Genomic DNA, 22,070 nt, shown 5'->3' with positions numbered 1-22,070 from the left:
TTTCCCCATGCGAGAGTAGGTCACCGCCAGACTACAAATAAAACGACCCCGGTGCTAACGCGCCGGGGTTTTTTTATGACTGTCGGTTAACCTCCCGGCAGGCTGACTCAATGCCCCTCCCCCCTATCTGATGTGAACACCAGGCTACGACCAAAGTCCAATTTCCTCTGTTAATAATCCCATTTACATTTGTTAACGACCCAAAAACAATAATGTTGAACAACTGGAGGGGACGTTATGGCATTCGAAAGTGAATCCCATGCCAAAGCGTATTGGAAAGAGAACCTCAGCTTAATGCTTAAGCTGCTAGTCGTATGGTTTATCGTTTCCTATGGCTTTGGAATTATATTAGTGGACGTGCTTAATGAAATCACTTTCTTCGGCTTCAAGCTGGGATTTTGGTTCGCGCAGCAAGGATCCATTTTGACATTCATCGTGCTCATCTTTATTTACGTGAGGGGCATGGCCGCATTAGATAACAAATACAATGTACACGAGGACTAAGGCGCTATGGATATTCAAACGCTTACCTTTATAATCGTCGGCCTGACCTTCGCGCTATACATTGGTATCGCAATTTGGTCACGTGCTGGCTCAACGAACGACTTTTACGTAGCAAGTGGTGGGGTCAATCCCGTAATGAACGGTATGGCTACTGCCGCAGACTGGATGTCAGCTGCTTCTTTTATTTCAATGGCGGGTATTGTCGCTTTCGCCGGCTACGACGGTTCTGTTTACCTAATGGGCTGGACAGGCGGCTATGTGTTGTTAGCCATGTGCCTGGCACCTTACTTACGTAAGTTTGGTAAGTTTACTGTGCCGGACTTTATCGGTGACCGCTATTACTCTCAAACCGCACGTACTATCGCGGTAATCTGCGCTATCTTAATTTGTTTCACTTACATTGCGGGTCAAATGCGTGGTGTGGGCGTCGTATTTTCGCGCTTTTTAGAAGTAGATATTGCAACTGGCGTTATTATTGGCGCTATCATTGTTTTCTTCTATACCGTACTTGGCGGTATGAAAGGAATTACTTATACGCAGGTGGCACAGTACGTTGTATTGATGTTCGCTTATGTTGTGCCGGCAGTCTTTATTTCGCTACTAATGACAGATCATATCTTACCGCAAACGGGATTCGGAGCTACTATCGCTCAAGATGTTCCGGGCGGAGGAAGCTACTTGCTTGATCGACTTGATGGTTTGTCGAAAGAGTTGGGTTTTGCAGCTTATACTGAAGGTGTACGAAGTAAAATTGACGTATTCTTCATTACAGCCGCGCTTATGGTCGGAACCGCAGGTCTACCACACGTTATTGTGCGTTTCTTCACCGTACCTAAAGTACGTGATGCGCGCCGTTCGGCATTTTGGGCTTTGACGTTCATTTCTATCGTTTACTTGACCGCGCCTGCTATCGCAGCGTTTGCGAAAGTTAATATGTTTAACACCATTAACGGTCCTGACTTACAAGGCGTTGAGTACGAAAATGCGCCAAGCTGGATTAAAAACTGGGAAAAAACAGGTTTGATCACGTGGGAAGACGAGAATAACGATGGCAAGATGTTCTACTCAGGTGACGAGCGAAATGAGATGACGATTGACCGCGATATTATGGTCTTGGCTAATCCTGAAATTGCAGATTTACCTGCGTGGGTTGTTGCCTTGGTTGCGGCTGGCGGTGTCGCGGCAGCACTCTCAACATCTGCGGGTCTGCTATTGGTTATTTCGACGTCCGTTTCTCACGATTTATTGAAACGAAATTTGGCGCCAAATATTACCGATAAACAGGAGCTTTTCTACGCCAGACTGGCCGCTGCGGTTGCGATATTTATCTCTGTTTACTTTGGGATCTATCCGCCCGGCTTCGTGGCGCAGGTGGTCGCCTTTGCCTTTGGCTTAGCTGCGGCCAGCTTCTTCCCTGCAATTATCATGGGGGTATTCCATAAACGCATGAACCGAGCAGGAGCGGTAGCCGGCATGGTGGTTGGTATATTGTTCACCTTCTGCTATATCGTGTACTTCAAGTTTGTTGCACCGGAGTTAAATAATCAGGAGAACTGGTTGTTCGGTATTTCCCCAGAGGGTATTGGTACTCTGGGCATGATCCTTAACTTTGCGGTTGCTGTTGTAGTACATAAGTTTACAGGTGATGCGCCGGAAGATATCCAGGAGATGGTTGAATCAATTCGTTACCCAAAAGGATCCGGTGAAGCTCAATCTCACTAATCCTAAATTTGGTTATAGCAAAGCCCAGCCTAGTGCTGGGCTTTTTATTGACTCAAACTCATTAATACACAAGACTCAATTTAGCTTTCTATAAATTAGGATAAGTCATGGAAGTCGATTCATTCTTAAAAGACTGTCCACCTTTTGATGTTTTAACTGCAGAGCAGCTGCAGTGGGTAGTCTCTCAGTTACAGTCTGTTTATATGAACGAGCAGAACGGTAATGACATAATGCGGGATATGAGACCGGCACTCTTCATCGTGAGGTCGGGGGTATTTGATTTACGAGGTCCGGATGGTCACTTGATAGAGCGTTTGGAAAGCGGTGATTTATTTGGCTACCCATCGCTATTGAGTGGTCGTGAAATAACCAACAAGTTACAGTCGCAACAAGATGGCATTGTTTACGTTTTACCTGAATCGGCATTTGACAGACTCAGGAAGTTATCCAAGCCTTTTGAGCAGTACTTTATTAATGCACATGGGCAGAGATTGTTAACGGAGCAGCATGGTGGTCGTGAACAAGAAAGTGACTGGAGTGAGCAAAGCGTTGGCAGCGTGGTCACGAAAAGCCCAGTTAGCTTATCGAGTCAAACATCAGTGCAAGACGCCGCAAGGATTATGGCACAGCACAGTGTTTCTTCTGTCTTGATTGTTGATGACAAACAGCTCGTCGGTATTTTAACGGACAGAGACTTAAGAAATAGGGTGGTCGCTGAGGGATTGTCATTCGATGTCAGAGTCTCTGCGGTTATGACGCAATTGCCTGAGTTCGTTTACGAAAACCGTTCTTTGATGGATGCATTAACAACGATGACATCAGGTAATATTCATCATTTGCCAGTGGTTAATGCTCATAATGAACCCGTTGGCATGCTGACGGCAACCGATTTAATTCGTCTACAGCGTAGCGATCCGGTTTTCCTTATTAGCGCTATTCGTAAAGCAACAAGTAAGTCTCAACTGATTGAAGAAGCGAAGAAATTACCGGATTATCTACAATCTTTCGCAAACCGGGTTAAGCAGACATCAGTTTTAGGTCGTTTACTCGCCTCAGTAACAGACGGCATGACACGTCAGTTAATACAGCTGTATGAGCAAGAAAAAGGCGCAGCACCGGCTGCGTACAGCTGGTTAGCGTTTGGTTCGCAGGGACGCGAAGATCAAACTCTGAGTTCTGATCAGGATAATGGTCTTTTACTGAGTAATGGTTTAACCGACAAGCAAAAAGACTGGTTCGCGGGGTTGGGGGAATATGTATGTGAAGGACTGCATGAATGCGGCGTTCCCTTGTGTCCCGGAAATATTATGGCGTCAAATCCGGAGTGTCGGGGCACTATTGACCAATGGAAGGAGCGATTCAGGGGCTGGATTGATAGCCCAACGCCGAAAGCACTGATGTATTGCCAGATCTTTTTCGACAGCAGGCCGGTGGTCGGGCCCGGTCACTTTTATCAAGACTATCGTGAGCAAATTGCGGCGTTAGCTAAAAATGAAATGTTTCTGGGTAATCTGGCTATCCTGGTTAATAGGATCAGTGTGCCGCTGGGGCTTTTTAGCCGATTGCGTACGGAAGAAACTGACAAAGGCGATACCATCAATATTAAGCGTTATGGCATTGCCTTAATTAATGATATTGCACGTATTTACTCTCTGCATGCCGGCCTTACCTTGCCAAGTACACCGGGGCGGTTAGCGGAACTCAAAGGGCGTGGCTTGTTAAATAACAAGGACAACCAGTCTTTACTGGAGGCCTGGGAGTTTTTAACACAGCTTCGGTTGAATCATCAGTTGAAGGTCTGGGGGAGCGATAAAGCCAAGAACGCAGTAGACCCGGATGAGCTTAGCACACTGTCCAGGCGACAACTGAAAACGGCCTTTAAGATCATCAAGGAAGCACAACAGGGAGTCGGTCTGAAGTTCAGTCGGCAAGGGTATTAGCCGTGGCTCAGTGGCTACAAAAACTGGCACATTGGTATGACAGGCGACAGAAGCTAAAACAACCGTGGCAAAGGTTGCGGTATGTCGCACTGGATATTGAAAGTACCGGGTTGGATCCGAAAAAGCATCAGATCTTATCTATTGCCTGGATGACGATACATCCCCCGGTTATGCACTATGGCAATGCTCAATACCATGTTTTTTCTCATGGCCAAGATTTAGAATTAGGCCAGAGTCCAACGATCCATGGTTTAACCAAACAGGATTTTTTACATAGCTCTGAACCTAAACAAACCTTTGCGATGTTAAGCCGTGCACTAAATGATGCGGTATTGATTTGTCATCACAAAGGGATGGATTGGCGGTTTTTGAAGCATATTGAGTCGCAGTACGGCACACCTTTCAAACCGCTGGCCATTTTTGACACTCTGGCTTCCGAAAAAAATAGACTGGAGCGTTACCCTCAGCTTCCCATTCAACCGGGCCAACTCACATTAAGCGCCTGTCGAAAACGTTATAACTTACCTACTTATCATGCGCATCACGCACTAACCGATACGTTAGCCTGCGCTGAGCTCTTTCTGGCTCAGTGTTATCAGAAGAGCGAGAAGCCCAATAGTTCCTTACTGACTCTTCTTAAGCCTATTAGTTAAGTCAATCGATGCTCTTCTAACATTTGATTAAATAACTGCTATAGTAATTAAATAAACAAATGCTATACATTTTGTTTACATCAAAATAACTTATTGCTAGATTCTGTACTGTTAGAGGTTATTCTCTAACCAATAATAAAAAATATCCGGGGAGTTTAACTCATGAATAACATCAAATTTCGCAAAAGTTTGATTGCAGCAGCTATTGCGGGGACTATAAGTTTCCCTGTTTTGGCGCAAGATCAAGAATCAACTGATGAGGCGTCAGTTGAAGAGTCCGTTGAGCGCATTCAGGTTACGGGATCTCGTATTCCGCAGTCTGCTAACGTAGTAAGCTCAAGTCCTATTTCTCAGGTTACTTCTGAAGAGTTTGAATTCAGTGGTAACGTTCGTGCAGAAGACCTGGTAAACGATTTACCACAGGTATTCGCTGGTCAGGCATCGACTGACTCAAATGGTGCGACCGGTACAGCAACGGTATCTCTACGTGGCTTAGGTCCTCAGCGTACATTGGTATTGATGAATGGTCGCCGCCTTGTTATGGGTTCACCATTAGTGGGCGGTATTTCTCCTGACTTAAACCAAATTCCAAGTGCCTTAATTAAAAATGTTGAATTGTTGACGGGTGGTGCGTCTGCAACTTACGGCTCAGACGCCGTAGCGGGTGTTGTCAACTTCATCATGAAGGATGATTTCGAAGGCGTTAAGCTTGATTACCAGCATAGTTTTTATCAGTACAATAATGATAACGACAATGGTGTCGCTCAGGCAGCTGAAGAGGCGGGTTTCCCGTTAGCCCCAGGCTCTGGTCGTGATGGTCATATGAATGATTTTTCAATGATCATTGGTATGAACTCCGAAGACGGCAAGGGCAATATTACTGCGTACGCAACGGTTCGAGATATCAATGCTATTACACAGGATAATCGTGACTACAGCATTTGTGCTTATGCACAAACGGCGAGCGGTGAATATTATTGCGGCGGTTCAGGAACCATTCCAGACGGGCGCCTAACTGACTTCTCTCCAGGTGGCTATGACTACTTTATTGAAGATGGCACCTTGCAAGAGTACGACGGACGTTTGTATAACTATGGCCCTCGTAACTACTTCCAACGCCCGGATGACCGCATTACATTGGGCGCGTTTGCGAACTATGAGTTGAACGACCACGTTGAGTTTTTCACTGAGCTTGGTTACGTAAAAGATCGCAGTGTTTCGCAAATTGCGGAATCAGGTGCTTTCTTCCCTCAGGTTGACCTTAATTGTAGTAACCCGCTGTTCTCTGCACAGCAGCAAAACACCATTTGTGGCCCTGGTGGACCAGCTCAGGCAAGTGGCGATCCTAATGTTTGGGAAGGGGTTTATATTGGCAAGCGAAATGTTGAAGGCGGACCTCGCCAGCAAGATATTCAGCATCTCTCCTATCGCGGTGTGTTCGGCATCCGTGGTTTCCTTAATGACACTTGGAGTTACGATTTATCAGCAAACTTTGGTAACGTAACGCTGAGCTCGGTTTATGAGAACGATTTCAGTATTACCAATATCAGCCGTGCTCTCAACGTAACAACGGATCCAGAGACAGGCGAAGCCGTTTGTAGTGCTGCATTAAGTGGTGTCGATCCAGATTGTGTGCCTTGGGATATCTTTGCTCCTAATATCACTGAAGAAGCGTTGGATTATTTGACTATTCCATTGTACGCGACAGGTGAAACAAACTTACGCGATGTGACCGGTTACGTTATTGGTAACTTAGGTGACTACGGCATCAGAACGCCATGGTCTTATAGTGGTGTGGAATTACTTGCTGGTATCACAAGTCGTGAAGAACAATTAATTTTCCGTCCTGACAGCAATTTTGAATCGGGTGATGGTGCAGGGCAGGGTGGCCCAACTATCGGAACTAGAGGTTCTCTTGGTGTCGAAGAGTTCTTTACCGAAGCAAAAATTTATGTTGTTGACGGAGCGGACTGGGCTGATAGCTTTGTTGTAGATTTAGGTTATCGTTATTCTGATTACACAACGGATAAAACGACCGACACCTACAAAATCGCCTTTGGTTGGGATGTGAATCAGGAAATCAAACTGCGTGGTAGTTTCCAGCGTGCAGCTCGTCATGCCAATATCCGGGAACTTTACGATCCACAAAGTTTAGGCTTATATGACATGGCTAGTGACCCTTGTGCGGGTGTAAACCCGGAAGCGTCTCTGGAAGCTTGCCAAAACTCTGGCGTAACCCCAGATCAGTATGGCTCAATTCCGCAAAGCCCGGCAAACCAGTACAATGCTATTTTTGGCGGTAACCCAAATCTTGAACCTGAAAAATCAGACACCATTTCTGCAGGTTTTGTGTATCGTTCATTAGATGGCAACTTTGATATATCGATTGACTACTTTGACATAAAAGTAGAAGACGCTATTGGAACCGTGCCGTCTGAGACAACGTTGGATTTGTGTCTTGAAACGGGTGATGCGACTTTCTGTGACCTGATTAACCGCGGTGAGAACAGTGGTTCATTGTGGCTAGGCCAGGATAGCATCGTAGAAACCAACGTAAACATTGGCTTTGAACAACGTAGTGGTTTTGACATTAACTCCAGCCTTATTCACGAACTGAATAATGATTGGGGCCGTTTGAAATTCAACTTGGTAGGTACTTACTTTACTAAATTTGATACTCAACCGGTTGTCGGCCTGGCCACTACTGAATGTGCGGGTAAATGGGGCGGTACTTGCGAGTCACCTAGACCTGAATGGCAGCACAATATGCGTGCAACCTGGATGAATAACGATGGTCTTTCTGTATCAGCCAACTGGCGTGCGTTAGGTGCTGTATCGCACATCGATGGAAGTTCACGCGCTATCAGCACAGAAAGCTACTTTGACCTGACCAGCCGTTATGCATTTGGGCAAGGCGTGACATTTAGTGTAGGTGTGAACAACATCCTGGCTAATGATCCTCCTTACCTGACCGGTGCAAATGGCAGCAATGGTAACACTTACCCTGGTTACTTTGATGCGTTAGGTCGCTATGTATTCGCGAGTGTTTCTTACGAATTCATGTAAGTTAATTTAACTCGTAAATATAAAAAGCCAGCTGGGTTTCTAGCTGGCTTTTTTGTTAGAAAAAAGGGTAACTCAGGTTTACTTTATTAACATAGGAGCTTCATAATTATTCATAATGCTCGCTTTTCGAACAGTCGCACTTTGCCCTAATAAAAACCATTCTATTGGTACTTGAAATTCACTCCCCAGAAAGTTAAAAGGTCGTTACCGACATTAAGTACAGCCACACCTAGAAATGTGAATGACTTATCGGTTCCATGTTGCTTTTCGCCAATCAAGCAACTTAAAAATAATGTTCCAGGGAGTAATTTCATGAATAATAAACTGTTTCGCCGCAGTATCACTGCCGTTGCAGTTGCGTCGACGCTTTCGTTTCCCGCGTTAGCTCAGGACAACACTGCTGAACAAGATAAAATTGAAAAAATTGAAGTAACCGGTTCTCGCTTGAGCCGTACTAACATGGAAACGCCTGTTCCTGTTACCGTTATTGGCCGCGAAGATATCGTCCAGACCGGTGCAATCAACGTTGCTCAAGTACTGAATATGTCGCCTGTGGCGATTGCTGGTTCTGACCAGTCTAACTCTGCATTTAGCACGACCACGGTTGGCCTAAATACCACTGAGCTCCGCAACATGGGCGCGGCTCGGACCTTGGTGTTGCTTAATGGTAAACGGTTCGTTTCCGGTGTTGATCCGTCAACAGGTTATGCCGTCGACCTGAACGCCATTCCGACAGCGATGATTGAACGGATCGAAATTTTGAAAAGCGCATCCTCAGCAGTCTACGGTTCAGATGCCGTCGCTGGTGTTGTTAATATTATTACCCGTAAGAACTTTGACGGGATAGAAATTAATGCGCAAACGGGTATTTCTGGTCAGCATGATCGTCAAACCCAAAACTTGAACCTGACAACAGGTAAAGACTGGGATGATGGTAACGCCTGGTTCTCTTTCGGTATCGATAACGACGAAGGACTGAAGTCAACGGATCGCAGTTTCTCTGCGCTAGACCGTGCGGTTCTTCTTGATGAGAACGGTAACGAATATATTGGTGAGGTCTTATCGTCTTACCCTCCTCAGGGTCGTATCACAACGGATAATAATAGCTACGACGGTGACGGCACTCCTTACTCAGGTGGTTTTAACCGTGCGAGTGCACGCCAACTGGTAACGCCGTTGGAGCGCCGCTATGTTGCTGCTGAAATTCGTCAGAATTTAACCAACGACTTACATGTATTCGGATCGGTTCATTGGAACTCGGCTGAAACTCAGGGATCAACGATTGAGCCAACGCCATTCAATATTGGTGAAGATTTGTGGATGAACCACCGTGTTGAACAACCAATTGCTGGTTTGAGTGTTTATTCTCCGTTAGTGCCCGATTTACTTCGTCAAAACTTATTGTCGGAAGGCATCGACAACTTAAATGAAACAACTTTTGTCCGCCGTATGAGTGAGTTCGGTGCCCGCTCTACTGATGTCACCCGCGATACGTTGCGCATTGCTTCTGGTTTCACTTATAACATTAACTACAACTGGACCTGGGACAGTTACATGACCTGGGGCCGCACTAATCAAGAACAGCTGAACGGTGGCCAGATTAATACTGACCGCGCTCGCTTAGCGTTAAATGTTGTAGAAGATGATAATGGCAACCTGGTTTGTGCAAATCCTATTGCCCGTATGCAAGGCTGTGCACCTCTGAACTTATTCGGAGAAGACACTATCTCTGCTGAGGCTGTTGACTACGTTTCTACTCCGGCTAAAGCGACAGGTACGGCAGAACAGTTTGTGGTACAAAGTGTCGTTTCTGGTGACTTACCCTATGAGCTAGAGGGTGGCTTCGTCGGTTTAGCGGGTGGTCTTGAGTATCGTGAGGAGAAAGGAACTTACAGTCCTGGCGACTTGGCTCAGACGGGTGCCTCAAGCACGAACCTCTCTGAACCGACCAACGGAAGTTTTAATACGAAGGATGTCTTCGTAGAAACACGTCTTCCGATTTTAACCAACCTTTCTGTTGATTTAGCAGCGCGCTATTCTGACCATTCTGCGACAGGTGCAGCAACAACCTGGAACATTGGCACCGAGTATGAACCTGTTGATGGCTTTAAACTGCGGGCTTCGGCCGCTAAAGCTATTCGTACCCCAAATATCTCTGACCTATATTCAGGCGCTGGCGAAACTTTTGCGACTGTCACTGACCCTTGTAGCGGCATTACAGCAGCAACAGCGGGTAATATTGCAGAGAACTGCCGGTCCATTACGTCCGTTAATAATCGTATTCAGTCAAATGGTGAGTTTGAGCTGACTACCGCCGAAGTTCAAAGCACAGGTGGAATGGTTGGCGGCAACCCGAATGTACAGGAAGAAACTGCCGAAACTTACAGCGTAGGTGCAATCTGGCAGATTAACGATTCACTTTCAGCGACTGTCGATTATTACGACATCACTGTTGATGACGCGATTGCCATTACCGGCCGCTCTACTGTTCTTCAGCGTTGCTACTCTGTCGCTCCGGAAAACTTTGATGCAAGCTGTAATGATCAGGTGTTCCGTAGTTCAGAAGGTGTATTAGTTGACGTAGACAGCAGCTCATCAAATGAAAACATCATTAGTACGTCGGGTGTTGATCTTGAGTTGAATTACGGTACAACCATTGCTGATGGTCAGTTTACTGCAGACCTTATTTGGAACTACACCGACGAGTACAGCATTGAGTCAATTTACGACGGCAGCGTTGAAACGTATGAAGGTTCAGTAACAACCCCCAATCATCGTGCGAATCTAAACTTGGCCTACGCCATGAATGACTTAACGTTCTCCTGGAGAATGCGCTATTGGGATAGTTCAAAAGACTCAACCAATGGTTACAACTACAACTTTACTGACTTTGCGCCTCTGCAAGAGTTTAACAATGTTGGTTCTGTCACCTATCATGATATCTCTGCGCGTTATCTCATGAGTAAGCACTATGAGTTCACTGTGGGTGTGCGTAACGCATTCGACAAACAGCCTCCAATATTGCCGCAGGGCACTGTGAGTGGCGGTACAGGCATTAATACTGCGTCAGAAGCTTATGACGTAACCGGCCGTTATTACTTTGCTGGAGTATCCATCAGCTTCTAATCTATTTAAGAAGCGTATAAAGCCAATTGATGGTGACATCGGTTGGCTTTTTTTTATGCCGGAATACCAGCTGACATTAGTTTAGCCGCGTAGTATGCTGCTGCGAAGTTTCCGCTAATAAGAGATGGAGTATCCATGAAAACAATAAAAAATCCGTGGAGTAACTATTGGCAAAAAGGCGTAAAAGCAAGCTTTCTAGACGAGCGTTCACGCCTGCAAAACTATCAAATGCGAAAGTTTTGGTTTGAGAGAATGGACGAACTGACGCCTAAATCGCCCGTTGTTGATATTGGAACTGGCAACGGTATTGTTGTTGAGTGGCTTAGTGATTATGCAGCAGAAAAAGGTAAGAAGCTGGACATTACTGGAATTGACTCAGCAACACTAAATCCTCCAAACAAGAGACTAACGCTGCTTGCGGAGACTCCTTACGAAACGTTTTCGTTGCCAAAAAATAAAAAAGTTGGAACCTTCGTTTCTCACTATGGCATGGAATACGGTAATCTTGATGTGGGTCTTGAGAACTTGGCTAGGCAGCTTAAGCGCGGAGGCTCATTGGTTGCACTAGTGCACTCAAAAGAGTCGGTGATTTACCGGAAAAGCAGCGAAATAGATGAGCTACTTCCTTCCGTTATAAAGCATTTGAAAAAGTCGGTGTACATTTTACAGCAGGCGTTGCTGACACAAACTGGCAGAGGAATGCCCAAGTCAGCACAGGAAGCAGAGCAACGGCTGAACCAATTTGTGCGGAAACATCAACAAAAACAGGCGTTTCACGCCATGAACTTTGTACCTGCAACCAAACATTTGTTGGAAGCTGCCGCGGCGGGTAAAAAGGCCGAGTCTCAAAAAGTGTTCGAAGACTATCTGGCTAATGTGACTGAACATCGTGCGCGTTTAACAACCCTATTTGACGCGACAGATTCATTGGGTGATATAAGCGATATAACCCGACGTGTCGAAGCCGCAGGCTTTAAAGAGGTTAAGGTACAGCAGGTTCAATTTCCAGAAACCGGAATTGTCGGAAACTGCATACAGGCAACCAAAGCTTAATGGGCTAACGGAATCCTGTCATTATTGCCCGGAACTTAGGCTGCTAGGTTTTGGGCAATGATTCATTACATCAGCAAGCTACCTCCAACATAATACCTACCAAAAGTTTACAAGCTTTTAACTTCCTGTTAGATTCTAAGCAGCTTCTGGTAAAAGAAGCGATAAAATAAAAACGTTCCAGGGAGTTTTTACTCATGAGAAATACATTTTTTAAACGTACGCTTACTGCGGCAGCGGTTGCTGCAGCAATGGGTATGTCAGCTACTGCGGTAGCTCAGAATACTACAGGTACTGTTAGCGGTGAAGTTGTTACTACAAGTGCTGCTTCTGTAGAAAACGCGAAAGTTACTATTCGCAACGTTGAAACAGGCTACACTCGTACTGTAGAAGTTGGTGACGACGGAAGCTATCGCTTCCCGGCTTTGCCTATCGGGCGTTATGTCATTATTGCTAACGCAAGTGGCTATGAGCCGAACGAATCGCCAGAGTTCACTATTAATGCTGGCAGCTCGAGAGAGTTAACGGTTCCATTGGCAACCAACATAGAAACAATCGATGTTTCTGGTACAGCCATTTCTATGGTCAACACACGTAGCTCAGGCACGTCGTTGAACATTGGTGAAGCGCAAATTGACCGCATTCCAGTTCCACGTAACGCAACAGCAGTTGCATTGCTTGCTCCAAGCACAACAGCTGGTGACAGCCGTTTTGGTAACCTGGCGTCATTTGGTGGTTCATCTGTTGCTGAAAACGCTGTTTACATCAACGGCTTAAACGTAACGAACTTCCGTACAGGTACAGGTTTCTCTGACGTACCATTCGAATTCTATAAAGAGTTTGAAGTTAAAACCGGTGGTTATTCAGCAGAGTTTGGACGTTCAACCGGTGGTGTTATTAACGCTATCACTAAGAGCGGTACTAACGAATTTAAGTTCGGCGCAAATGTTTATTATGAACCTGAATCTCTTCGCGAGCAGTCTCCTAATACGATACTTGCTAACGGCGAACTATATGTTCAGAACGATCTTAACGAAGCGTCACAAATGGAAGGAAATATTTACGCTTCCGGTCCTATCATTGAAGACACATTATTCTTCTATGCAATTTATAACCCGCGTGATATCTCAGACGACTACTCGTCTGGTCAAGGAAGTGCATGGAACGAAGCTTCAACAGATGACGCATTCTACGGTGGTAAATTAGATTGGCAAATCACCAATGACCACCTACTTGAATTGTTAGCGTTCTCTGACTCTTCAACAACATCTACAGATGTTTATCAAGTTAACGAAGAGACTGGCGAGCGTGTTTATGGTTCAACCTCATATCAGGAAAGTGGCGGTGATAACTGGTCTCTGAAATATACTGGTTACTTAACTGATAATTTAACAATGACAGCGCTTTATGGTGTAAATGAGTACAGCTTGACCAGTAGCAGTAACGTGCAAGAAGATTGTAACTTTGTTTACGACCTTCGTGACAACGCTCCACTCGGATCATTCGCTGGTTGTATCGGTAGCCCAGGTTATTTGACTGAGGAAGGTGAAGATAGACGTGAAGCGATGCGCATCGACTTCGAATGGTACTTAGGCGACCATTTACTACGCTTTGGTTATGATACAGAGACTAATACGTCAGATGCTTTAGAAGGCTACTCTGGTCCAGGCGGTAAATTTGTTTATTTGCGTGACGGTCAACCAGGTGGGTTGCTGGATAATGGCGCGACAATTCCAGCCGGCGTTACTGAGTATGTCGAAGAGCGTGTACGTACGGTTGAAGGTAGCTTTGAAACTGAAAACAGCGCTTTCTACATTGAAGACCAATGGTCAATTACTGACCAGTTAACAGCGACTATCGGTTTGCGTAACGATACCTTTGATAACAAAAATGGTAACGGCGTAACCTTTGCTGAAATCGATAACATGTGGGCACCTCGTTTAGGCCTGTCTTACGATATCGATGGCGACGGTCGCTCTAAAGTTTTCGTTAACTATGGTCGTTACTACTTGCCAGTAGCAAGTAATACGAACGTTCGTTTGTCAGGAAACGAGTACGATGTTACTCAATATTTTGCTCTTGAAGATACTCAAATTAGTGAGTACAACGGCTTAGACTACCTAACGTACACTAAAGGCGCTAAAATTGGTGATGACCGAGTAAACGCTGACGGTGAAGTGCCAGATACTCGCGGTATCGTTGACCAAGACTTAGATCCAATGTATCAAGATGAGTTTATTCTTGGTTATCAAGCTGCATTCGCAGACAACTGGAGCTGGGGTATTCGTGGTATCCGTCGTGAGCTAAGCGGCGCTATCGACGATATGGAAATCTCGGGCTACCTTGATGACACTTACGGTTGTCACGCGGCGTCTTATATCCTTGGTAACCCAGGTGAAATAGCGACGTTAGGAGCAGACACTAACTGTGACGGCGAGATAAACGAAACTATCCAAGTCGATCTTGCAGAAGTTGGCTATCCTACAGCTTCACGTAGCTATAATGCTGTTGAATTGACTCTTGAGAAAGCATGGGCCGGTAAATGGTTCATGAATGCTTCTTACACATGGTCTCAGAGCTATGGTAACACTGAAGGATTGGTTAAGTCTGATATCGCTCAAGATGACGCAGGTATTACGCAAGACTTTGACTTTCCAGAGCTGATGGATGGTGCTTACGGTTCTCTTCCAAACGACCGTCGCCACACATTCAAAGCGTATGGTGCGTATGCATTAACTGAGAACTTCCGTGTCGGTGCGAACTTTACTCTGACATCAGGTCGTCCTCTGAACGCATTTGGTATCGGCCACCCGAACGGAGTTCCTCCGTATGGTGATACTTTCTATGTTTGTACAGAGAACTGTGCGGATACAAATGTCGACAATGAGTACAATAAAATTACTCGCGGCACTTATGGACGTACAGGGTGGACGCCTCAGCTAGACTTAAATGCGGCTTACACTACTGAATTTGCTGGTACTGAGATTGAATTGCGTGCCGACGTGTACAATATTCTGAACTCTTCAGCTGTTCAGCGTCGTAACGAGTTTGCAGAAGAAGGCACACCAGGCGATGCAAACGAGCGCTTCATGGCTCCAACTTCATATCAAGCTCCGCGCTACGTAATGCTGAGTGCTGGTATTAAGTTCTAAACACGATTTAAAGAGTGTTATAAAGCAAAAGCCGCTTTCTACGGGAAGCGGCTTTTTTCTTGCGTAAAATGGAGCAGAAGAGGAAAACGCTAGAGATTGGCCGGTTTGCCTTTAAACGTTCTATAAGAACTTCAAAAGGTGGAGTCTGTAAGGCTTAGTGGGACTTCTGAGAAAGGTCAGCAAGTAATCAATAGAAGCCATAGGGTTAGATTGATTTTTGACCTAGTTGATTTTTGAGCTCTGCCTTTTAAAAGTGTTTTTTGATAATTTTACTGCCTCTTTTTTCTTACAACCTTTTTAAGTATACAAGTCATTTTTCTTAAACGGGCTCAAATAGTTAAAATTAAACTACCGAAAAATGCTTCCCCGCCAAGTTGCCTTAATCGGGCTTAACCTATCAAATTGCTGTTAAAAAAATGTTGTTATTGTTTTTATTTTGTGGTCTTCTTTACATTCCGCTCTAATCATAAGTTTACTACTAGCGGTACTGTAGAACTATACAACTATATAATAAGAAAATTCAGGGAGACTCAACATGACAGAACAGTCATTGTTAGCGCGTTCCATCAGAACGGTTCTGATGGCAGGCGTAAGTTCAGCTTTTCTGGTCGGAAGCCCTGCTTTCGCTCAAGATCAAAATCAAGACAATGTTGATCGTGAGACGATGGAAGTAGCTGAAGAGCAGCAAGCTCAGGAAGAACAGCCGGAACGTATTCAGGTTACAGGCTCTCGTATACGTACTGATGCATTTGCCAATACAACTCCGATAGATATTATTTCTGCTGAAAACGCAGAGGAGCAGGGACTGGCAACATTAGGCGATTTACTGCGTACTAGTACTGTTGCTGCTGGCTCAAGCCAAATAACGTCTGCCCTTACTGTAGGTTATGTGACCTCCGGTGGTGCTGGTGCTGAAACAATTTCAATGCGTGGTTTGGGTGCAAATCGTACGTTGGTATTGTTAAACGGCCGTCGTGCGGGACCTGCGGGTACGCGTGGACAGGTGTCAGCTTTTGATATGAATGCGCTACCGATCTCAGCGATCGAGCGTGTTGAAATACTTAAAGATGGTGCCTCTTCACTTTACGGTTCTGACGCAGTTGCTGGTGTAATTAACATCATTACCAAAAAAGGTGATGAGAGCTCACTGACTGTTGACATGAGCCAGCCTTTCGAATCAGGTGGTGAGCGTCAGCGTATCAACGCATCAATCGGCGAAACCTTTGATAAAGGCTCAATTCGTTTTGTTGTTGACTACAATGTACAACATGCCCTGAAACGAGGCGAACGTGACTTCTACGATTGCTCTGAGCGTTTGTATTACAATGAAGATGGCACGCGTGCTGATCCAATCGATCCGCGCACGGGTGATTATCACTGTAACGATGCTGGTTATGGCTTGTGGCTATACCCTGCAGGCGCAAGCAACGTATACTCTGGTGGTAAAGCATTCTTTGATTACGACGGTTTCCTTGCTGCAAATGGTTATGACAGTATCAATGATACTGCCCAAGGTCCCGGCGACTTAATGGGTCCAAACGGTTTTTACCAAGGTAACTACAGCAAAGAGACAGTAGGACTTTGGAATCTGCGTCACCCATTCCTTGATAATGAATCAATGATTCCTGAAACCAAAACCGCTTCAGTATTTATCCAGGGTGATTACAATCTAACTGATACTATCAACGCCTACGGCTCGTTTTTACACAGTTCACGAAACACCGAGACGCAAGCTTATCGCCAGTTCTGGACTGCTGATATTCCTGTTCAGTTTGCGGATGCCTACGATGGCTGGTCAGGTGCCGCTGGTATCATGCCTGTTGCGTTAACTGATCACTACGGTAGCGATACCACGGTTGATTACACGCGTTTTGTGGCTGGTTTAGAAGGTAGCATTGGTTTCTGGGACTGGGATATCTCATATCAGAACAGCTACAACAAAGGCACCTACGAAAACAAAGTTATTTTCCGTGATTCTATGTTGATGGCGCAAGGCCACGTTGCAAACGGCACAAGCTGTAGCGGCGAAGTCACTTCTTTCTCAGGCAAAACCTGTGTAGACGTACCATGGACTGATCCTGATTTCTTATACGGTAATCCATCTGCTGAAGTGCGTGACTTCTTATTCGGTTCCGAAGAAGGTGAAACAATCTATAAGCAACAAACACTTGAAGCTTATGTCACTGGTGATCTATTCACGTTACCTGCAGGCCCTGTCGGCGCAGCATTCGGTGCATCATATCAACGTGATGAAATCGATGACCAACCTGGTATCCACAGTGCAAACGGCAACTCTTGGGGTCTTTCAAGTGCAAGCCGTACCTTTGGTTCACAGAATTCTCGTGCAGTATTCGGTGAGATCCGTGTACCGGTTGTTACGGACGTAGCCTTTGCTAATCGCATCGACGTGACGGGTTCTACACGTTGGACTGATGTTTCAACGTACGGCAGTGACACAACGTTTAAACTTGGCTTAAACTGGGAAATCAACGATGACTGGCGTATCCGTGCATCACGTGGTACTTCATTCCGCTCACCTGCGTTGTTTGAACTGTATTTAGCAGGTCAAACAGGTTTCGGTGGCCAAATGTCGGTTGACCCTTGTTACGACTACGGCAACCGTTATGAGCAAGGTACTGTAACTGAAACGGTTTACCAGAATTGTCAAGCCGCGGGCGTTCCTCTGACTTATGATGGTTCTAACAGCAGTAGTGCAACCTTGGTCACGTCTGGCGGAGCCGGTAACCTGACTGCTGAAACGTCTGTTTCGGAAAGCGTAGGCTTTGTGTGGACAAGCCCAGAAGATGTATTTGCGTTCTCAACTGATTACTACAATGTTGATATCAACAACCAAATCACGTCACTAGGCGGTTCTGAAATCACTGGTACGTGTTTCCGTTCACAAGACTTCCCGAACGATCCATTGTGTGACTTGTTCACTCGTCGCGACGGTACTGACGGTGACTGGGGTATCGATGTTGTTAACGGTGGTTACGTAAACGTTGCCAGCCAAGGTACACGTGGTGTTGACTTCAACTTCACATACCAGGATGACTTCGAGTTTGGTACGTTACGATTCAACATCGAGCACACTGCTCAAATCGATCAAACGTATCAGTTATTCGCAGACAGCGAAGTTGATCAGTACATCGGCGAAATCGGTTATCCGAAGCACGTTGGCTTGATTACTGCAACGTGGAGTCGCGACGACTGGAGCCTGACCTGGACAACGCGTTATGTAGACAAAGTTGATGATTACGAGTACTACGGTGATACGAACGAGTCTACCTACTGGGGTGAACCAATCACTTTCGTAGCGGACGTACCTCGGGTGTTCTATCACACGTTATCAGGTAACATGACTTTCGCAGAAAACTTTGACGTGACTGTTGGTATCGCTAACTTGTTTGATAAAGAGCCACCAAGTGTATCACCTGCATACGTACGTTCTGTAGGTAATGCGGTTCTTTACTCACAGTACGACAATATTGGTCGTCGCGTGTTTGCGAACCTTACCTACAACTTCTAAATCTTAACATTCCACCCTGGAACGTAGAATGTTAAAAGAAGCAGTAAAGCCCTTCATTCGTGTAGGGCTTTTTTTCTTTCAGTTTAGCTTTAAGAGTTTTCGCTATGAAAAAAATACTATCCTTAGTGCTTTGCTTGCTGCCTTTTCAGGCTGTTTCTAGTACTCCTGATAAAAGTGTTCTGGAGAACTATGCAAAACATGCTCAGTTCATGAACATTAAAGTTTCGCCGAAAGGTAACTATTTAGCTGCCACATCCCGAACTCCTGAGGGTAACGTTAATTTAACGGTACTTGATATTAATAATAAAAAAGTCTTATCCGTTACTCGGGGGCGAGGCAGTGAATCAGTCAGTGATTTTAGCTGGGTGAATGATGAACGGCTGGTTATGACGATGGCGCGCGAGGTGGGCTCTTATGAGACTCCTTTTGCTACCGGTGAAATTTTTGCAATGGATGCAGACGGTGGAAATCAGAAAATTTTAACTGGTTGGCGTTCTGAAGGTTTGAAGCAATACGCACGAATTATTGATTTATTGCCTGAAGAACCGAATCAAGTAATGATTTACTCGACGTCTAATAATGCCAGCGAACCTTACGTCGATATTTATCGTTTAAAAGTTGATAGTGGACGAGTGAAGTCTGAAGGGCGAGTGCCAGTGCGACGGTACGAAGGTACCAATGTACAAGTCTATTTAGACGATAATGGCGTGACCCGTTTAGCTACTGGTTCAGAGCCTCATAATACTAACGAAAAAGTTGTTATGACGCGCCCCGGGGCTGATGAAGAGTGGAAGGAAGTCGCTCGTTTTGGTCAAAAAGAGGGAGGTTTTTCACCTATTGATATCTTACCCGACGGCCAAACCGCAGTAGGGTTGAGCGATGTTGTCACTGACACTCTGGCCTTAACCACAATGGACTTGGCGACAGGTGAAATCAGTATAATGGCTAGCCACCCCGAAACGGATTTGGCGCCAATCATGAGTATCCGTAAAGGGCGTGCCAACGAGGTCATTGGTGCCGCTTATGAATACAATGGTATAGATACAGTTTTCTTTACCGGTGTTGAAGACGAGTATTTCTCCAAAGCTGTGCAGAGTTTGTCACAATCGTTTCCTAACGCAAGCGTCAACATAAACTCCGCTACGTTGGATAACTCTAAAATGGTGTTATCAGTTTCTTCGGCGAACTACCCCACAGAGTTTTATTTGTTCGACTCAGAAAAGCGCACGTTATCGTTGATTATTAAAGCAAAACCGTGGCTTGATAAAGACAAAATGCCTCAAACTGAGATTATCAGCTATAAATCGCGGGATGGCTTAACAATAAAGGCACTATTAACTCTTCCCAAAGGTAAAGAAGCAAAAGATTTGCCGCTTATCTTAATGCCTCATGGCGGGCCTCACGGACCCCGCGATAGCCTGACGACGCTTAATTCTGACGCAAAGGTTTTGGCTGAACATGGTTACGCGGTATTGCAGCCAAACTTCCGTGGTTCAGGCGGTTATGGTCGTGAGTTTCTTCAGAAAGGCTATAAGAACTGGGGAACGACAATGATCAACGACATGACCGACGGGGTCATGCACGTTATCGATGAGGGCATCGTAGATAAAGATAGAATGTGCGTATATGGTGGTTCTTACGGTGGCTATGCAGCTCTTATGACAGTGATACGGGAACCGGATTTATATGACTGTACTATTGGTTTTGTCGGAGTATATGACCTTAATATGATGTTTGAAAAAGGTGATATCCCTGAAACTGAATCAGGCTTGAATTATTTGCGTATGGCTCTGCCAAATAGCAAAGAAGAGCGTAGCGCTCAATCCCCGGTCGATTTAGTTGATAAACTGAAAGTTCCAGTCTTTATAATACAAGGCGGAAATGATGTGCGGGTCCCGCCAGCGCAAGCTTATGCATTACGTGACGCTTTAGAAGCGAATGACCATCCTTATGAGTGGATGTTTAAGGAGAATGAAGGGCATGGTTTCTATAAGCCGGAAAACAACGTTGAGCGTTGGACGAGAATGCTGACATTTCTCGACAAGCATATCAGTGAGTAAACTCTGAGGTAGACCAGAGAGCATTTATTGCCTCTCTGGTTATATCACTAAACCTTACCTAAAAGTGGCCGATAACAAAGCATGAATTGAATTGATTAAGGTTAACGTCATGGCTAATCGGCTTCTTACTATTGCTCTAGTTTGTGTATTTACACTTATTCCCATAAAAGCTCAATCTCATGTGTCTAACCCCCACGAAGCAATCGGCGACGACTTGGCCGAACAACTCGCTAAACAATTAGCGCAAGTAGAACAACCCTATGGCATGTCGAATATCGGAGTAACCCGTTGGGTGTTGGCTGAAACGCTAGAACAGCCCGACGAAGGCGACTCATTAAATCAACTTAGTTATCAATTAAGCGAAAGTATTTACGCTCATCTTAAGGAGCGTAACCTGAATTTGGTGGAGTTTCGTGCTCAAGACTACGTTTCTATCAGTGAGCGCGGAGCAACAGCTCTTACTCGTAATACCGAAGCTTTGGAACAACACCCGGAGCTTGACTGGATTTTGGTGGGTACGCTAGCGCGTAAAGACGCTGGAACAATGGTTAATTTGAGGGTCATTGACCGTCGTAACCAGGAGGTCCTGGCCGCTGCGAACCGTTATGTGCCTAAGCATTTGTATTGGCCGAATAAGCAGGTAGAGCTAGTCAACGGTCATTTGCAGCGTAATTAAAAGGGGCTTTGTTATGAAATTATTAATGTCTGCCATAGTTGTTCTTTTGTCGCTAACTGCCTGTACGGTGCTTCCGGCAAAGCCAGAAATGGCACAAGCAGATGAATTACCAGAAACTTATGCGCAACCTTATAGTGCTCAATACAGTGCCACATTAGCGGATCAGTTAGTTGATAACGCGAGTATTAGGTTAAGCGGAATTAAAGTGGGGGTGACTAATTTGGTTGGAGTCGCCAGCCAATATGATGAAAGCTCTCCTTTAAGTCATGTGTTGTCTGAACAGCTAATCCAAGAGTTGCACCGTCGCGATCTAAGTGTACTTGACTTTAAAACGACCAATTTTATTAGGGTAACGGAAAATGGCGACTTTGCGTTAACCCGGGATTATTTGGAGCTGGACGAAATTATGCCAATAACCCATGTTATGGTAGGGACTTTGTCGCATCATCGTAATGGCGTTATGGCTAATGCACGGTTAGTCGATATTAACACCAAAGAAGTGGCCAGCGTGGCTCAGGTGTTTATCCCTGAGCACGTAATACGCCAACTAAGCGAAAGCTATGGGGAGCCTCTTATCCGCAAAGCTCCCTAA

General features: G+C 45.3%; 12 protein-coding genes. All 12 read left to right on the top strand.

Annotated elements, in window-relative coordinates:
• Positions 1 to 237: 237 nt before the first annotated feature.
• The 12 genes from RBK99_RS11520 to RBK99_RS11465 all read left to right on the top strand — a co-directional run bounded on the left by RBK99_RS11520 (position 238) and on the right by RBK99_RS11465 (position 22,070).
• Positions 238 to 504, top strand: a complete 267-nt coding sequence (locus RBK99_RS11520) for a DUF4212 domain-containing protein (protein ID WP_126782604.1) — start codon at positions 238 to 240, stop codon at positions 502 to 504.
• Positions 505 to 510: 6 nt separating this feature from the next.
• On the top strand, positions 511 to 2,226 hold the full coding sequence (locus tag RBK99_RS11515) for a sodium:solute symporter family protein (RefSeq protein WP_317504749.1): 1,716 nt from the start codon (positions 511 to 513) through the stop codon (positions 2,224 to 2,226).
• A 107-nt stretch (positions 2,227 to 2,333) separates the two neighbouring features.
• Complete coding sequence (locus RBK99_RS11510) at positions 2,334 to 4,166, top strand: DUF294 nucleotidyltransferase-like domain-containing protein (RefSeq protein ID WP_317504748.1); 1,833 nt, start codon at positions 2,334 to 2,336, stop codon at positions 4,164 to 4,166.
• A 2-nt stretch (positions 4,167 to 4,168) separates the two neighbouring features.
• On the top strand, positions 4,169 to 4,819 hold the full coding sequence (locus RBK99_RS11505; protein ID WP_317504747.1) for a 3'-5' exonuclease: 651 nt from the start codon (positions 4,169 to 4,171) through the stop codon (positions 4,817 to 4,819).
• Positions 4,820 to 4,981: 162 nt separating this feature from the next.
• The gene (locus RBK99_RS11500; protein ID WP_317504746.1) at positions 4,982 to 7,885 is read left to right on the top strand and encodes a TonB-dependent receptor plug domain-containing protein; all 2,904 of its coding nucleotides are present in this window, start codon (positions 4,982 to 4,984) and stop codon (positions 7,883 to 7,885) included.
• A gap of 312 nt (positions 7,886 to 8,197) precedes the next feature.
• Entirely contained in the window at positions 8,198 to 11,011 is a 2,814-nt protein-coding gene (locus RBK99_RS11495) for a TonB-dependent receptor plug domain-containing protein (protein ID WP_317504745.1), read from the top strand.
• Positions 11,012 to 11,146: 135 nt separating this feature from the next.
• Positions 11,147 to 12,064: a class I SAM-dependent methyltransferase gene (locus tag RBK99_RS11490; RefSeq protein ID WP_317504744.1), complete on the top strand. Its 918-nt coding sequence runs from the start codon at positions 11,147 to 11,149 to the stop codon at positions 12,062 to 12,064.
• Between the two features lie 194 nt (positions 12,065 to 12,258).
• Positions 12,259 to 15,213, top strand: a complete 2,955-nt coding sequence (locus RBK99_RS11485; RefSeq protein WP_317504743.1) for a TonB-dependent receptor — start codon at positions 12,259 to 12,261, stop codon at positions 15,211 to 15,213.
• A gap of 535 nt (positions 15,214 to 15,748) precedes the next feature.
• The gene (locus RBK99_RS11480; protein ID WP_317504742.1) at positions 15,749 to 18,742 is read left to right on the top strand and encodes a TonB-dependent receptor plug domain-containing protein; all 2,994 of its coding nucleotides are present in this window, start codon (positions 15,749 to 15,751) and stop codon (positions 18,740 to 18,742) included.
• A 104-nt stretch (positions 18,743 to 18,846) separates the two neighbouring features.
• Complete coding sequence (locus RBK99_RS11475; protein WP_317504741.1) at positions 18,847 to 20,802, top strand: S9 family peptidase; 1,956 nt, start codon at positions 18,847 to 18,849, stop codon at positions 20,800 to 20,802.
• Positions 20,803 to 20,911: 109 nt separating this feature from the next.
• Positions 20,912 to 21,478, top strand: a complete 567-nt coding sequence (locus RBK99_RS11470; RefSeq protein WP_317504740.1) for a FlgO family outer membrane protein — start codon at positions 20,912 to 20,914, stop codon at positions 21,476 to 21,478.
• Positions 21,479 to 21,491: 13 nt separating this feature from the next.
• Entirely contained in the window at positions 21,492 to 22,070 is a 579-nt protein-coding gene (locus tag RBK99_RS11465) for a FlgO family outer membrane protein (protein ID WP_317504739.1), read from the top strand.

Source organism: Idiomarina solivarensis (genome assembly GCF_033052755.1).
Classification (GTDB): domain Bacteria; phylum Pseudomonadota; class Gammaproteobacteria; order Enterobacterales; family Alteromonadaceae; genus Idiomarina.
The sequence above is the reverse complement of the archived record's forward strand: the minus strand, read 5'-3'. Positions and strand labels throughout refer to the sequence as shown.